The 15,893-nt window shown below is 43.3% G+C and carries 8 protein-coding genes; all 8 read right to left on the bottom strand.

Features of this window, described 5'->3' with window-relative positions; all coding sequences use genetic code 11:
* Positions 1–2: 2 nt before the first annotated feature.
* The 8 genes from B4A24_RS01150 to B4A24_RS01185 are packed head-to-tail and all read right to left on the bottom strand — an operon-like array spanning position 3 to position 15,884.
* The gene (locus B4A24_RS01150) at positions 3–2,744 is read right to left on the bottom strand and encodes an alpha-L-rhamnosidase (protein WP_293941574.1); all 2,742 of its coding nucleotides are present in this window, start codon (positions 2,742–2,744) and stop codon (positions 3–5) included.
* Positions 2,744–5,521, bottom strand: a complete 2,778-nt coding sequence (locus B4A24_RS01155) for a glycoside hydrolase family 2 protein (protein ID WP_293941577.1) — start codon at positions 5,519–5,521, stop codon at positions 2,744–2,746. The genes B4A24_RS01150 and B4A24_RS01155 overlap by 1 nt, the downstream gene beginning before the upstream one ends.
* A 12-nt stretch (positions 5,522–5,533) precedes the next feature.
* On the bottom strand, positions 5,534–6,967 hold the full coding sequence (locus B4A24_RS01160) for a sialate O-acetylesterase (RefSeq protein WP_293941580.1): 1,434 nt from the start codon (positions 6,965–6,967) through the stop codon (positions 5,534–5,536).
* The gene (locus tag B4A24_RS01165; RefSeq protein WP_293941583.1) at positions 6,968–8,800 is read right to left on the bottom strand and encodes an exo-alpha-sialidase; all 1,833 of its coding nucleotides are present in this window, start codon (positions 8,798–8,800) and stop codon (positions 6,968–6,970) included.
* 1 nt (position 8,801) lies between these two features.
* Positions 8,802–9,731 carry a glycoside hydrolase family 43 protein gene (locus tag B4A24_RS01170; RefSeq protein WP_293941586.1) on the bottom strand — a complete coding sequence of 310 codons (930 nt, stop codon included), beginning with the start codon at positions 9,729–9,731 and terminating at the stop codon, positions 8,802–8,804.
* Complete coding sequence (locus tag B4A24_RS01175; protein WP_293941589.1) at positions 9,731–11,131, bottom strand: glycoside hydrolase family 140 protein; 1,401 nt, start codon at positions 11,129–11,131, stop codon at positions 9,731–9,733. The genes B4A24_RS01170 and B4A24_RS01175 overlap by 1 nt, the downstream gene beginning before the upstream one ends.
* A 4-nt stretch (positions 11,132–11,135) precedes the next feature.
* Positions 11,136–14,246: a DUF6298 domain-containing protein gene (locus tag B4A24_RS01180; RefSeq protein WP_293941592.1), complete on the bottom strand. Its 3,111-nt coding sequence runs from the start codon at positions 14,244–14,246 to the stop codon at positions 11,136–11,138.
* Between the two features lie 9 nt (positions 14,247–14,255).
* Positions 14,256–15,884, bottom strand: a complete 1,629-nt coding sequence (locus tag B4A24_RS01185) for a pectate lyase family protein (RefSeq protein WP_293941594.1) — start codon at positions 15,882–15,884, stop codon at positions 14,256–14,258.
* Between the last annotated feature and the right edge of the window lie 9 nt (positions 15,885–15,893).

Raw genomic sequence — 15,893 nt, forward strand, 5'->3', positions numbered from 1 at the left:
GTTTATCGTTTAATTTTGAACTGGTAATCTCCTGATCCGATGGCGAGCCAAATACCCGATTTTTCCTGTCGTAGGATCTGAATATCTTTGTTGTTATTTAATTTTTGATTGCTTTCCAAGATCGAGGAAAGTTCCGTTGTTGGCAGATAAATCTCCGCTTTGGTATTAGCCGGAACAGAAATCTTCCATTCGAAAGTAGATTTGCTTTTGTTCCAATTGGACTTAATAGTTCCATAGGCACTTTTATAGCCTGCATCCACATGATCCAATCCTTCTACTACCTGCGGTTTCATGACAACAGTCTGAAAAGCATGCTCTTTTGATTTGATGCCCGCCAGATCCTCATAGAGCCATACCAAGAGGTCGCCCAACATCATCACATGGTTTTGTGAATTCATCTTGGGATGGGCTGTATTACCATTCCACAACTCCCAAATTGTTGTTGCCCCATTTTCGACCATATAACCCCAAGAAGGATAGGTCTTTTTTGTTGCAATTTTATAGGCAAGATTTGCACGACCGATTTCGGTTAGCGTACGCATAATCCATTGTATTCCGATAAGTCCTGTACTCAGATGCCCCCGATTTTCTTTTTCGACAATCTCAACGATCCGATTACTGAGCTTTTCTCTATTCGCATCTTCTACCAAACCAAAAGACATTGGCAGTAGGTTATCGGTCAATGAATTACTGCCATAATAACCTGCAGCATGATAGAATTCGGTATTAAAATCTGCTTTCATCTGCGCTGCACGACTCAAAAAATCAGTTTGATCCTGCCAATTGCCAACAAGCGCACTAAAGCGGGTCATCGTCTGCAGCAAATGATAGTAATAAGATGTCGCGATCAATGTACTTGGATATTTTTTATCAGCAATTTTTCCTCTTCCGGCTTCGATGGTTGCTGGTGGAAAGCACCAATCCCCATAACTATCCTTGGTAATAATGCCGCCCGGGCCTGTATAGCGAGCCTGCATATAATCCATCCATTTTTTCATGGCTGGATAATGCTTTTCCAAAATGCGCAAGTCACCGGTCTGCTGATAGAGCATCTCGGCAATAAACAGATAGGTTCCCGGCCAGCTAACATTATCACTATAGTAACGCCAAAACGCTGGTGCAACATCCGGTAGTGCCCCATCTTCTTTTTGAGATAGCCGAATATCTTCGAGCCACTTATTATAAAAATTGGCATTATCAAAGAGGAAATTCTCGCCGTAGGCACTGATCGGACGGTCGCCCAACCAGGGCTGACGCTCGTTTCGTTGTGGACAATCCACCGGTATACCTTTGTAATTGGAAGCGATACCCCACCATGCATTTTGATAGATCTGATTGATGAGTGCGTTGGAAGACACAAAGGTTCCCGCACCGGGTATATCGTCGTAGACAAAACGGCCAACAAAATTACTTTTTGAAGCTACCCCCGGATAACCGCTGACTTCCACATAACGAAATCCATGATAGGTAAACCGCGGTTCCCAGGTTTCCTTTCCGCCACCTTTTAATATATAATGATCCGTTGCTTTGGCATCGCGCAAATTGGTTGTGAATAATTCGCCGTCTTCGGTCAGCGATTCTGCAAAACGAAGTGTCACTGCTGTTCCAGGCCTACCGGCCACGGTCATCTTTACCCAACCCGAGAAATTCTGTCCGAAATCAAGGATGTATTTTCCTTCGGATTTTTTGACGATCGAAACCGGTGCAATATCTTGCATAACCTTCATACCCCCCAACTGCGCTTCATAATTTCCACCCGGCTCTTGTACAAAAGCAGCCTTTAACCATGTTTTATCGTCGAAATCTGGATCTGCCCAACCCGTTAACTCTCTTCTGGCATCGTAATTCTCACCGTCATATTCGTTATTTGCCGTTATTGGTCCTTCGGTCGTTCCTTTCCACGAATCATCGGTCTTAATGACCTCTGTCGAGCCATCCGTATAAGTCAGCATAAGCTGCATCTGCAATTTAGGGAATCCAAAGGTTTTAACTTTATAAGGTTTTGCTTGACGCATGGCATAAAACCGCCCATTTCCCAAAATGACACCGAGCGCATGTTTACCAGCCGACAAGGATTTCGTTACATCGAAGACATTGTATTTAACGTTCTTAGTATAGTCTGTCGGCACAGGAGCCAGCACCTGGTTACCGATCTTTTTACCATCAATATATAACTCATAAAGTCCTAAGCCCATTATATAAGCTGTAGCCTGCTTGATTTGCTTGGTTGTTGTAAATTCCTTTCTGAAATAACGGGCAGCCAATTGTCCGGTCTGTTCATTGTCTGATGGGAAGTACCGATCAAAACCAATCCAACGCCCTGTCCAATCCTTGTAATGCAGCAGGCCCATAGTCCAGCTTGCAACATCAGACCATTTGCTCTCACCTTTATTTGTATATACTTTTACTTTCCAGAAGACTGCTGCTCTGCTCTGTAAGACTCTGCCTGCATAAATAACATTCGTGGAATTACTCGAAAACTGTTTCCCCGAATCCCAGAAATCGCCGATATTTTGGTCCAGTTTTTCTTGTGAGGAAGCGACAAGTACCTGATAGGCTTCTTGTCGGATAGACCGCTCACTGCCCTGCAATTGCCAGCTCAGTCTTGGTGCCATCACATCTATACCATCCGGATTCGAAAGCAATTCTGTCCGCAGATCGACAGCTATTATCTGCGCTGTGGCCTGACGCCACAAAGTCGACAAGAAGACCGAAACAATGAATATGACTGTTCTTGCGTTCATTAATTCTCAAAATCAAAATAGAGTACCATATGCAGCGCCCGGCTCGGTTCCTTCTCAAAATCATAGTAAACGTGCTTCATACCCATAGGCCCGGTGGTTTCTGGTTTTTGTGTTTTCGTCCCAATGGCCGAAATACCATTCATAAAAGAAATATCACCTTTTGGGAAGGTAGGCTCCATGTTTTTCCATTCGGTATCTTGCTGCTCTTTTGGTGTATATAAGCGTAAAAACACATCCTCTCGGTCGGTAAACACACGAAAGCTTTGATCCTTTCCGATAAATTTTGTCCAATACATATTGGCATGGTACCCTTTAAATTCGGGATATTCGAATGGCGTCTCCCCCGTTGCTGTGTTGTTGTAATTCTTTTTCCAAACGCCAAACTGATTACCTTTCATCCGGTTTTTCCAAACCCGATAAGGTCCCATTCCCCGATATTCGACACCTTTGATTTGATCTTCAGGGAAATCGAAATTCAGCCCCACAAAACGCGTAAAATAACTCTCCGGGAAATATTGAACATGCATTTTCAACTGCCCCGAAGCAAGAATTTCCCAACGCAAGGTATTATAACTATCTTTTTTATCGAAAGTAGACGCGATAATCACCTTTCCATCTTCACGAGTCAATTTGAAATTCTTATAATTTGTCGCCGCTTCCTGCAAAACTGGTCCGTTTTTGAAAGGAATAATTCCTTTTGCATTTTGCACCTGCTCCAGCAATCCGCTCGTCTTATTGACCTGAAAGCTAATGCCATTCGCTTTTACCAGATACGCATTCGCGGTCTCCTGTACGACAATCTCCCCTGTTCCATTTGGTTTTAGGAGGTTCTTCGCCACCTGATTCGGCAATGTAATTGGAAAACTCCAGGTAAAAAGTTCCTGTTGATGCACATCTTTTGCGGTAATATATAAAACATCGAAGTCCTCCCAACCTGTAGGGAAATCAACTTTTAAGATCCCTTTATCTCCAGGGCGGATATTAGGTGCGACAATCGTTCCGCTTTTTGTTTCTTTCGCTTCATCATAATCGCCCAATTTTTTGAGTTCATACGAAAATGTACACTGATTAATATTGGTAAATGAATATCTATTTTCAATATGGAATGCGCCGTCAAATCCCTTGGCCATTTCTCGTTTTTCAAAGAAAATAGGACTCCATACTTCTTTAATCGTAAAGAAGCTCCCTTCTTTTTCGCCATGTGGACCAATAATACCATCCGGACCACGATTTCCATCGGTATCTATAATACCGTCTTTATCTGTCCTAACGATCCCCTGATCACGAAAATCCCAAAGAAAACCGCCCGCTGCAAGGGGATTGGCAAGCATCGCTTTCCAATAATCTTCCAATCCGGCACCATGCCCGCCATCGTACATGCCATGCAAAAACTCAGTCGGCATAATAATATTATGCCCGTGATCATAGGTACCAATACCATAGTTATATTCCCGATAATGAGTCGTTTCAAAACCATCATGTATGGCCCAAGGATAAATCACAGCGCGTTTTTGAATATCCTCTTCTGCGAAGATGGGATCAAAATCTGGATTATGCCCACCTTCATTGCCATTTGCCCAGAAAACAACGGACGGATTATTTTCGGATACGACCATCATCTCCCGCAATAATTTGGTACCGACTTCCTTATCGTAATGCCCGTGCCAACCCGCTAACTCGTTCATGACATATAAGCCCAATGAATCACAGACAGCCAAAAAATGATTATCTGGTGGATAATGGGCCATCCTAACAGCATTCATATTCATTTCCTTCATGAACTTGACATCGGTAATACTAACTTCTTTACTCGTCGTCCGCCCCGATTCCGGGACGAACGCATGTCGATTGACACCTTTGAATCGAACCTTTACGCCATTAACGTAAACACCATCACGTTCTTTCACTTCTATGGTTCGAAAACCAAATTTTTGCTCCAGCTGATGTTGTACCTGACCATTTTTCAACAAGCTAAATTGTGCTGTGTATAAGTTCGGAAATTCTGCAGACCATAACTGCGGGGCTGAAAACTGTCCATTTATCCAGTTGTCCTGAGCAGACAACCTTGTTTTCAGCTGTTTTCCAAATTTCCTTCCTTTGGCGTCAAAAAGTTGAACGGCAATTTCATCGGCTTCTCCTACCGTCTTTATTTTGGCTCGGAATGTTCCGTCAGCCTTTGCATCCAACGAAACACGTTCAATATGATGCTGTGGTAGGGCCTCTAAATAGACCGGTCTAAAAATCCCACCAAAAGTCCAGAAGTCACCTTCCCGTTCCGCCGCATTCACCGACTTGTTTGCCGAATGCTTAGCGACATTGACTTCCAATAGATTTTCTTCGCCAAACTTCAACAGTTTCGTAATATCGTATTTGAAAACATAATATGATCCCTGATGGATAGCGCCAGCTAGCTTGCCATTGATCTTGACTTCGGTATCAGTCATAGATCCTTCAAAGACAATACGCACCTGCCTATCCTGCCAAGCATCGGATACTTTAAATGTATATTTATAGTGACCTACCTCTTTGCCTTTATCAGCCTCTTTATTGAAGCCGTAATTATATTTCCCGAAGCCCTGTTGTTCCCAGTTGGAGGGAACTGGTATTTTCGTCCATTTCCCGGCATTCATGCCTTCGCTCACATAAAAATCCCATAATACACCATCATCCTTTCCTGTTCCAGAGAGGTATTGGCTCGCTGTTTTTTGGGCAGATACCTGCAATCCCATAGTCCCAAAAAAAAGTAAGGATAACGCTATTTTTGTTTTCAAGTTCATGATCGCTAAAGACTATTTCAATTTAATATGTTGTAATGGATTATTTGTTCTAAAAGGTGCGGCCGGCAGGTCAGCGGTATTCACCAGGTTGGGCTGGGCCGCTTCGTCCCATCCGAACCGTACCTGACGGATCTGTTGTACCTGGTCACTTTCAAGTACGACTGTCTGTCCGTTGATAGCAGCCTGTGCTGGATAAAAGATACCATCCTCACCCGCAACTTCAAATGATGTTAAGGGTTTACCATCGATGGCCTTTAATCCTTTCGCATGTTTCAATTTTACCGTTGCTTGTTTGCCTTGGTATTTTACAGCCCCTAGTTCAGGGCCATCGGCTACAATACTTCTAAGATAGACGTATTTTAAAGCCTTAAGGGCATGACGACGACCGATTTCCCATTTATAACTTGGATGGAGATCGTGTGGATCATCGACCAAATCTGTCGTAATGATGCGTGCTGTATGCGGCAATTGTAAAACCAGATCTTGGGCTTCCCGAAATTCCGGCAACACCGTTCTCGGCATACGGACATTACCTTTTTCGTCCAGGGAATAATAGAAAGGTGCAATCTCGGTAAAATAAAACGGTAATTTGGGGTTCCCCCAAAGAGCCCGCCAATTTTCGATCAGCGCCTTCATTTTATAACTATAGCTAATATTCTCTTTTAGAAAGGTATTGGATTCACCTTGGTACCAAACAAATCCTTTTAAGGTATAAGGCGCTAATGGTTCAATCATCGTATGAAAGAATTTACCGGGATCGCCTTCTTTCTTTTTATCTTTCAGATAAGGTGAACTTGTCCAATATTCTTCGGAGAACCAAGGCTCGATTCTGCTGCCGCTCACAGCTGATGAAATAATGCCTATAGGAACACCTAATTCTTGCTGTAGTGTTTTCCCAAAGAAATAGGCCGGTGCAGAAAATTGACGCAGTGCCGAATCCCGCGCTACAGCCCAGCCCCCATATTGCCCATCCGGCTTGGCCAAAAATTTCCGACGGACCAAAAATAATCGGATATTGGGATTGTTTGCTTCGGCCACTTCGTTTTTAGGGAAATAATCACCCTTCAGCGGAGTTTTTAACTTCACAATTTTACGCATTTGATATTCCATATTCGATTGGCCCGAGCACAACCAAACTTCACCTACCAAAACATCTTTAAGTTCAATCGTATTGTTTCCCCTGATGGTCAATGTCTGTCCAACCGCATTAGCCGGCATAGCTTTTAGTTCAACTTTCCAATGGCCATTTTGATCAGCTTCTGTCGTCTTCAACTGATTTTGAAAAGCTACGCTCACCTGCTCACCAGGTTTTGCTGCACCAAAAATGGCGACCGGCTGGTTGCGTTGCAAAACCATATGATTTGCAAAAATATTCGGCAATATGACATTCGCCTTTGCCGAAAAACCGGCTACCAATAAAGCTATATGTATAATAAACCGTCTCATTTATTTCAGCTTTTGAGCTTTCAACGAAGTAATCTGATAAGTGGCTTCTTTTACCGAAGCTCCCGCATTTTCGACATCAAAGTCCTGGTCTGTTTCTGTATCAGCATTTGGAAATCTTCTGACATCGCCTGTTCGGAAAGAGATTTTACTGACGTTGCTTACGGGTTGGAAAAATAGCTTCGTGCCTTTATCCTCGCCATTGATGGCAACTTGATAAGAGCGGGTGCTCACGTCGAAAGTTAACACAAAGTGATAGGTCTTTCCTGCTGCATATTTTGTCAGCGAAGCATTTCGATAACCGGCCTTATTTTTGATGATACCATCTTTGTCAATGATAATTCTAGCGGCAGCTAAGCCTATATCATTGACCAACTCGATCTGTAGAGTACCATGATCATTTTGCTGTGGCCTCACTGTAAATTCGATGGTCCCTTTTTGGGCCGATTGAATCACACGATCTGCTTTTGCATAGTCGAAAGGGTCTTTATCGCGCAAGACCAACGCATCTCCTTCGACTTTGGCACTTGCCCACAAAGGACTATAAATATTCCAATTGTTATAGGCTTGTCCTGCATTTTTCGCAAAATCATCGCTCACATCTTCATCTACTGTAGACTTGATCGGAACAGGTACAACTGCAGTCCAAATATCTTCTTTGTTCATGCTGTACGTCAACCACATGTTACGATCTGGAACCATGCCATTGCCTTCGACGATACCACGGACATATTGCGGTCCATAAGACTTATAGTTACCGCCATAACGCATCGTAGTGATCTCTCCATTGATCAATAACAAATCAGTGTAATTCAACCCATCATTACTGGTCGATACCGCCAAAGGCCATCTGAATTCGGAAGGATTATACACCGTTGCATAACGTCCATCAGATGTTTTTTGTCCCCAGATCTTTGCATTGCTGTTCACGAAACCCGGCGCGCGCAACGGTGAATATTGCCATGTCTTTCCATTGTCCTTGCTCATCGATGTCAATGCATGCTTCCATAAACCGACGACTCTTCCATCATTGAGGTGATAGAACGAAAAAGCTTTTACCGGACGTTGCAAGGGAATTAATGGATCGTTTCGATCGGACTCCTCTACCCATTGTTGCATCATGAGTGGCGTGCCTAGCAACTCGTCACAAGCTTGTATAAATGCTTTATCCTTACTTTTCTTATAAAATGGATATTTTGCCATTTTTTCATTAAAGGAAGAATTGAAGTGAATAAAATATATCGGCCCGAAGCTGCCATCTTTGTGGATCTCCCGCACAACACGCCCAAGACCATTTCCGTCATTTGGATCGTCCTTGGCGTCCAGGGCTACACCGTAATACGCGAGGGTCAGCAGTTTATCATTCTTTGCATGATAAAAACCCATACGCTGGTGCATGATCGCATACAGGTTTTTTCCGGCCTTATCGGTACGTCCCGGCTTGGTAAAGCCCTCTGGAACCAGATAAGTAGGGAATAGATCTATAGGGTTGGACCAATTGCGACCATCTTTTGATGTCAACAACAAGGTTTTTCCTTCCGCGATATGCTCGCCCACAGGATTGCTCAAGAACTGTAAATAATAAGTATTATTCCAATACGCCAAAAAGGGCTGATGGTTATACGTAAAATTGTGTCCGCCTGCTAATTCAGGGAACTCTCTATTTGCTCTAAATACCTGAATATTGTGCGTACCCACTGCAGGTGTCAGCTGTCCGTGGTGATAATCTACATTGGATAATGTCTTTCCTATATACTTTACCGTATCTTGTTGTGCCACCGCCTGGTGCATAACAGAAGCCAGCGATAGACTCAATAATACTGATTTGATACTCATACTATTTCTTTTTGGCTTCATCCCGAAGCAAATTTTTTAAATCTTTATTGGACGCTTTGAAGATCGTTCCATGTTTATGTCCTTCTGGAATGGAAATCTTGTCGTTGATCTTTTCGAAGACCTTGAAATCTTTGGTGGACACAGCCTCATAGCTTTTACTTCCATAAGAATCGAAATAGATCAACCACTGATCTTTTACTTTAAGTACTGCTGGTCCCTCACTTAAATACGGTGAGAATGGTTGCGAAACCTGTTGAAATGGTCCCAGCGGATTGCCTGCAAAGGCAACTTTTAGATTTCTGTTGGGCCGCGTATTATCTTTTAGTACCAATACATAATCTTTCTGCGCTTTCTTGACGATGACCGCATCAATGATACTAAATCCGGGATCGCTAAATAATTTCGTGGCTGTAAAAGATTTAAAATCCTTGGTTGTTGTATAGTACATCCGATGATTATTCTTTTCCTCTTCTACGCCTTTCGCAAAACGATAAGGGATCGTGGAGGCCCAAATAATTATAAATCGGTCTTCCACATCATCATAAAATAATTCTGGCGCCCAGACATTGACGGTGGTTGCTTCTTGTTGCATAACTGGAACGATCTGTTGATTTTCCCAATGAATCAAATCTTTTGAACGGGCATAACCAATCCCCTCATTTCCCTGCCAGCCAATGGTCCATACCAGATGATAAATACCTTGTTTATCCCGGATCATCGACGGATCGCGCATGATTTTCTGTTTTCCTAATTCAGGCTTTAAATACACCCCATTAATCGCATTCCAATGGTATCCGTCTTTGCTATACAGATAGCGCAAACCTTCATTGGCAGGTTCATGGAATGAGGTAAATAGGTAAACATCCCGCTGACATGAGGCCAAGAGAGATGCCACACTAAATAAAACAAACAATTTGACCAAATTCCTCATTAAATACTATCTAAGATCAATACCCAGTCATTTCCGCCCTTTTGTCCTCCCTCAGGCACAAAAGTTTGTACACCTTTGTTTTCAAACTCCCCAATCACCTTGGTCGATCCATTTCGAGGGTCAAACCAAGACGCTTTTACCTTGTCCCCTTTGATTTTTCCCATATTAATTTTCATTTCTCTACCGTTGTAATTGTAGATAAATGCATAGCCATTTGTTCTTGTCGCTACTAAACGATTGTATTTCTCACCATTATCCGCAATTAAAGACTGATCTGGAACACGATCAAAGTAATTCTCCCTAGAAAGCATAAGTTCTTTTAAGTACTTCATTTGAGCAGCACCAGGTGCATTGATTGCCGAGCTCCATACTTCATCCGAACCATAGGCCGAAGTGGAGTCTTGCTTTCCATGCATCTGCATGACCGAGTTCTGTCCGTAGGTATACCCAAATGCGCCTGCAAATACAGACCAATAACCGTATCTTCTGACGTCAGCGTCTTTCCAGCGCGGTTGGGTGATATCGTGTAATCCCTGTGGGATACCTTCATAAGAGGGTTCTCCGTCGATCGTCGGCTTAACGGGCTTCATATCCCAGTCGGCTGCCATAAACTTCCAGTTATCCTCACCATAATGTTTCTGTTCATTTGCAGAAGTATCCTGAGCATAAGTACGGTGCCCAGATTGCACCATGTTGAAATCCAGCCAAGGTCGATCGTGGAACCAATCCGAAGAGGCTGCTCGTCCTCTCGGATGGTACGTCATCAGGTGATTTTTATCAATCGATTTGATTGTTTCACCTATCTTATCCCACACTTCCATCTTGTCAGATCCTTTGATATCACCCCCATTTAACCAAATGATATTCGGACGATCTTTCCATCGCTCTGCAAGGAATGCAGCATACTTTCCAGCTTGCTCCGTCGAAACTTTGCCATCCTTAACCGGAGATCCCCAAACTGGCACCAAAGCTACATACAGTCCTTTTTCAGCAGCCTTGTCAATGATATAATCGATGTGATCCCAATAATCGTACGCTGTTGCATTATCCGGATTGTTCCCTTCAGTCACAAATGGCTTAGAAATATCTTTATTGACGACCGAAGAATCTCCATAAACATTTACAGAAGGAACGGTATGCAAGACCATCGCCTGAATGACATTGAAGCCCTTTTGTTTTCGATCTTCAAGGTATTGATCGGCTTCGGATCGGTTGAGTTTATTAAACAATAACCAACCTGTATCACCCAACCAAAAGAAGGGCTGTCCGTCTTTGGTCATCATGTATCTGCCATTTTCAGATATCTTCAATAATGTAGTGTGCTTTGACTCTTTATTAGAAGTACATGAAAACAGTGCTCCTGCAACTGTAAATAATATAAGTTTCTTACGTATAGACATGTTGTTATTTCTTATTTAGCCAAATAATTTCCGGCCCTTTTGTATAATTGCTTAAATTAATGTGCTTGCCCAAATTGATCTGCTCGGTTTTGGTAATCGCTCCGCTTTTCGGATTAATATGTATCATTTCAAAACGCCCTTTATAATCGGATAAGTCAATGTCTTCACCTATAGCTTGCTCGCTATAAATAATCAATCCCTGCGTGCTCTTTAATAGCCACGTACCGCTGTTGACTTGTACAGCTTTCATAGTCGATGCCGCACGGTAGAAATCATTGTTCCCTATTTTAGGTAAGTTGGCCATAGAACCGCCGGCCATAAAAGAGGCCCAAGCCATCGTTGGGTAGTTGTCGGCAAAGTATAACACCGCCTTATCCGGATATTTTGTACGGTACTCGGATACCGCTTTATAAACGGCCTCCATCGATGTTTTCTTTGGTTTCAACAATCGTGCATGCTGACGTGGAGCCAGATTTTGTCCCCCTTGGGGTGCATAGGTCTTTCCGTCGGCTTGGTAGTGCCAGTAGCGGATATCAATGACTTGGATTTCTTTGACACGTTCTTTATCCGATAAAATGGCATCTTGTACGTCTTTCGTTGCACTCAAACCAATAATTGGATTTTTACCCGTCTCAGCCTTCCATTCTTTGATCACATCGATCCAAAACTGAACGAAATGCAAAGGTCCAGTATATTCGGCGCTGATCATCTGAATGACTCCCGAGTTGTCTTTAAAGTTATTTAAACATTGACGGATGTATGCGCGGTGTAATGCCCGACGAACAGGGTTACTGATATCATAGAACTGCTCCGCCATGAAAATACGCTTGTTTCCGGCATATGGAACGGGTTCCGGAAATCCCACATTATTAATATTATTGGCGGTCCGCCATGGGAAGTCCGCATAATGCGCACCGGCTTCGATAATATTATGTTGGAAATAATTTTGGTGAATCAAGACTAAACCTTTTTGGTCGGCTAGATCTGCATATTGTTTCAAGCGTCCCCAATAAAATTTGTTATACTTTGTCAAATCATATTTCGACAAACCGTCATACGCTAAGCTCTGGCCGCTACGCGCAAAGGGCAATTCATAAAACGGTGGCCAAACCTCACCATTGATCCGTCGGATACGCTCGTGATCATCGCGCCTCCGATCATACCAAAGTCCGTAATTGTGATCAATGGCGATAATATTATCTTTTTTTAATGAATCCGTCATCTCCTCTAGATCGTCCGTCAATCCCGTGCCAACCTCGCCAGGAACATAGCGCGTGATATGTGGTTTTGCTTTCTCAGCACCATGTGGCCGAGCGCTACCACTCCACCATGGAACATCCGATTTGGCCCCTACGAGTACTTCATCACCACGTACCAACCAACCGTTTACGACACGCATATCTGCTTGTTTTTTTGCTGGGGTAGTCTCTTTATAGCCGATTTGATCGATGGTCTTTACATTTGCGCTCGTATTTAAGGGATAACGATTACCGGCTTCTGCAATAAAGTCAACCAGTTTCGTCATTGGGTTTTCAGACTGACGTGTCAGCTCCATGGCAACACTGACAGGAGGGCTACTGGATGCTTCGGTCAGAACTGGCAACAGTACTGCGCGTTCATCAGCCGCTAGGCCAATTCTTTCCCGTAGCTGTGCATAATACAAGCTTTTGGGCTTGATGTATTCGTTAGATTGCTCCCAATAGCCGTTTCCCTGAAACTGGGACCAAATGCCAAAGGCCCAGTTCTGCGCCGTTGGCGGTTGGTAACACTCAACAAGCCCCGCTGTAGATTGCCAAAACACGCTATTTGCCGCTGACCAGCCCGCGCCTTGGCCATCCTGACCTCGGTTTTTGTAGCTAAGGGCCTGTGCATCTATATCCGCATTATCAAATAGAATTCCAGACGCCCAACTGTCTATACTACCACTAAAACTGAATGGTTCTACAGCTTGGCATTGAACAAACGCATTTGGTCCTGCTGCCAGGTAGCCTACTGCGAAATCATGGTAACCATGTTCGGAATAGAGTCGTTGAAACAGTGTCTGCTCTCCCTTTGTAAAAAAGGTATATCTTCTTTGCCCGCCGATTTCCGAAACTGGATCCAAAGAAATACAATCTTCAACGGTTAATTTTTTAGTGCTTGCCAAAGCGTAGACAGCCGATCCTGCAAAATGCCGGAACTGCATGCGACGAACCCAAACGTTTTCTGCATTTTCAATCGTAATTGCCATCCAGCGATGATCTTCGTCTTTCGGGTTATTCGCATCGAAAGCAGATTTAAGTGCAATATTTTCGATACCTACATTTTCGATTCTTCCTTTCCAAGTATATTGCTCAACAGTCGCTTGGCCATAGCGTCTATCCAATGCTGTTGTGATTGGCGCATCGATCTCGATACGATTACCTTTCACAGCAACGATCGTTCTATCCCAGGTAACATCGCGTTGCCCGGGTTTCCAACCTAAGGAAGTAATACCACCACCAAAATGATCGGTACCAAGCTGATTAATCCAATCTTGCGTGGAAGGTCTTGTAATCCTAATTTTATCTCCAACTTTATAGGAAGCGGCATGGTCAATATCCAATACCCGCGCGTTGACAGGGACGTAAGAACTTGTTACGTTTGTCTTTTTCGCAAATGTGATATCGTCTTTTCCAAGAATACGGATGAGTGTTTCTCTTGTTGTTCCTTCACCAACGATGACAGTTCCATTTGTTGTGAAGCCACTACCACGCAGAATAACACCTGAGGCACTTAATTTAAGGGAACCGGAAACAAGATAAGACCCAGCTTGCAAGAGAACAGCGCCCCGCAGCCCATCTTTACCTAAAGGCAAAGATGAAACATAGTCGATAGCAGCTTGTATACGCTCTGTTGCATCGCCTGATCTTACAGGAACAACGACAGCAATCTGTCCTGTAGGAATAGTTTCGTTGCCCCCTTTGTATCCTGCATAGGAAAAGTCAGGAATTTGGTTTCCAAGTGAATCCTTATGATAAACAAACTTTGCCTCATCCCATACCAAAGGAGTATATGCCTTCATTTGTTGTGCATGTGCAGTACAAATAAAGGCATATAGTCCGAGACAAGAAAAGAACAGCATTCTTTTTCTCATGGTTATTTCTTATTTTTTGGGCACGACAGCATCTAATGCTACAACCCCATTTAAATAGTTCTCAATATTGGCGTAGCCATTTTTAGCTATTTTTCTTGAATCGCTTGGATCATTGGGATTCAATCCCATATTTTTCTCTACATCATCCGGAATACCATCATGGTCTGCGTCTTGGTAAGGTACTCCCTGATAAGCCGGATAGCCGCCTACCTGTGCGATATCAGATATAATCCCCTGCTTGTAGGAATCCGCTGGCAAACGTCGTTTCACATAAGGCGATACAAATCCATGCTGCGTCTTATCTTGATTGTAGTAAACTTTATTCTCAGCAACTTGCTTTATAATCCGTGTATCCACTGCATCCTGCTTTGGCAAAAATGCGCCTACATTTTTAAGGACATAGTTGTAAGCATCTTGTGCGGATAGTGTTGTAACGGGTGCCATTGGAAAAGCTTTATCCACCCGAATTTCTTTTTCGCGGTCGCCTACGTTCGGTAGATCTTCAATCTGAATCCCGCCAGCCCAATTGTCTTTAGTAACTTTTGGGAAACCCTCTACCACATTTCCATGCGCATACACCTTTCCATATTGATCCTTAAACGCCTTATCTCGTCCAGATTCCGGTTTTAAAATCCGGTATGCAATCGGCTTATCTTTTGGTGTAATGGGGCCAGGTTTATAGTAATTATTGATAAAATTAAATAACGACCTATTATCACCACCATCAGCACTTCTATTCCACCAATTCCAAATAACATTATTGACAAACCCGAAATCGCCATACATCCCTATGGAAGGATTCCGGCTGATATTTGAGGCCCAGAGATTACGCATAAAGGTGCTATTCAAACCGCCTATTGTACTTCCGAAAGCATGGTTATAGGCATCCAGGCATTCCGAAAATATGGAATTTTGGATCGTAATATTTACTGTAGGTAATTTGAGGTTCTTACCTTCCCGGTCGTATACATGCCGATAGATCGACATATTTTCATCCAATCCCCAACTTGCAGATACGTGGTCAATCATAATATTGCCGACTACATTTCCTCCTACAGCATCATCCCGGCGCGTTACATCGGTTTGCCCACGACGTAAACGCAAAAACCGTAAGATAACATCATGGGTATCAATCAGAAAAGATTCTCCGGCCACACATATCCCATCGCCAGGGGCTGTTTGTCCAGCAATCGTGATATAGGGAGCCTTAACGACAATCGGTTTCTCAAGTTGAATAATACCGGCAACATTAAATACGACAATACGTGCGCCACCGGCTTCACAGGCTTCTCTCAACGTTCCTGGACCACTGTCCGCAAGACTCGTCACGACAAAAACTTTTCCGCCTCGACCTCCAGCAGTAAAAGCACCGCCGCCTTCAGCCCCTGGGAAAGCTTTTATTTTTGCCTGCGGTAGATCGCTCGGTTTGGCAGCCCAAGGAATATAAGGCTTACCTTCGGCCTTCATGGCCTCTTGTGCTTTTTCCCAAACTTTTTCTAAACGTAGGTTTTCCGTATTTTCCCGTTCAGCAGCCAATTTTTTCAGCGAATCTGGGATAATTGGATATTGTGCCAATGCAGCTATTGGGCTTATTAGGCCCAATAGTAACACGGTATTTCGATTAAATAACGATTTCATAGCTTTGCT

Origin of the sequence: Sphingobacterium sp. UBA7249, from assembly GCF_002472835.1 — a bacterium.
Lineage (GTDB): Bacteria > Bacteroidota > Bacteroidia > Sphingobacteriales > Sphingobacteriaceae > Sphingobacterium > Sphingobacterium prati.

Coding starts and splice junctions, on each gene's coding strand:
- B4A24_RS01175 (WP_293941589.1), bottom strand. CDS start 11,131: ATGTCTATACGTAAGAAACTTATATTATTTACAGTTGCAGGAGCACTG.
- B4A24_RS01170 (WP_293941586.1), bottom strand. CDS start 9,731: ATGAGGAATTTGGTCAAATTGTTTGTTTTATTTAGTGTGGCATCTCTC.
- B4A24_RS01155 (WP_293941577.1), bottom strand. CDS start 5,521: ATGAACTTGAAAACAAAAATAGCGTTATCCTTACTTTTTTTTGGGACT.
- B4A24_RS01150 (WP_293941574.1), bottom strand. CDS start 2,744: ATGAACGCAAGAACAGTCATATTCATTGTTTCGGTCTTCTTGTCGACT.
- B4A24_RS01160 (WP_293941580.1), bottom strand. CDS start 6,967: ATGAGACGGTTTATTATACATATAGCTTTATTGGTAGCCGGTTTTTCG.
- B4A24_RS01165 (WP_293941583.1), bottom strand. CDS start 8,800: ATGAGTATCAAATCAGTATTATTGAGTCTATCGCTGGCTTCTGTTATG.
- B4A24_RS01185 (WP_293941594.1), bottom strand. CDS start 15,884: ATGAAATCGTTATTTAATCGAAATACCGTGTTACTATTGGGCCTAATA.
- B4A24_RS01180 (WP_293941592.1), bottom strand. CDS start 14,246: ATGAGAAAAAGAATGCTGTTCTTTTCTTGTCTCGGACTATATGCCTTT.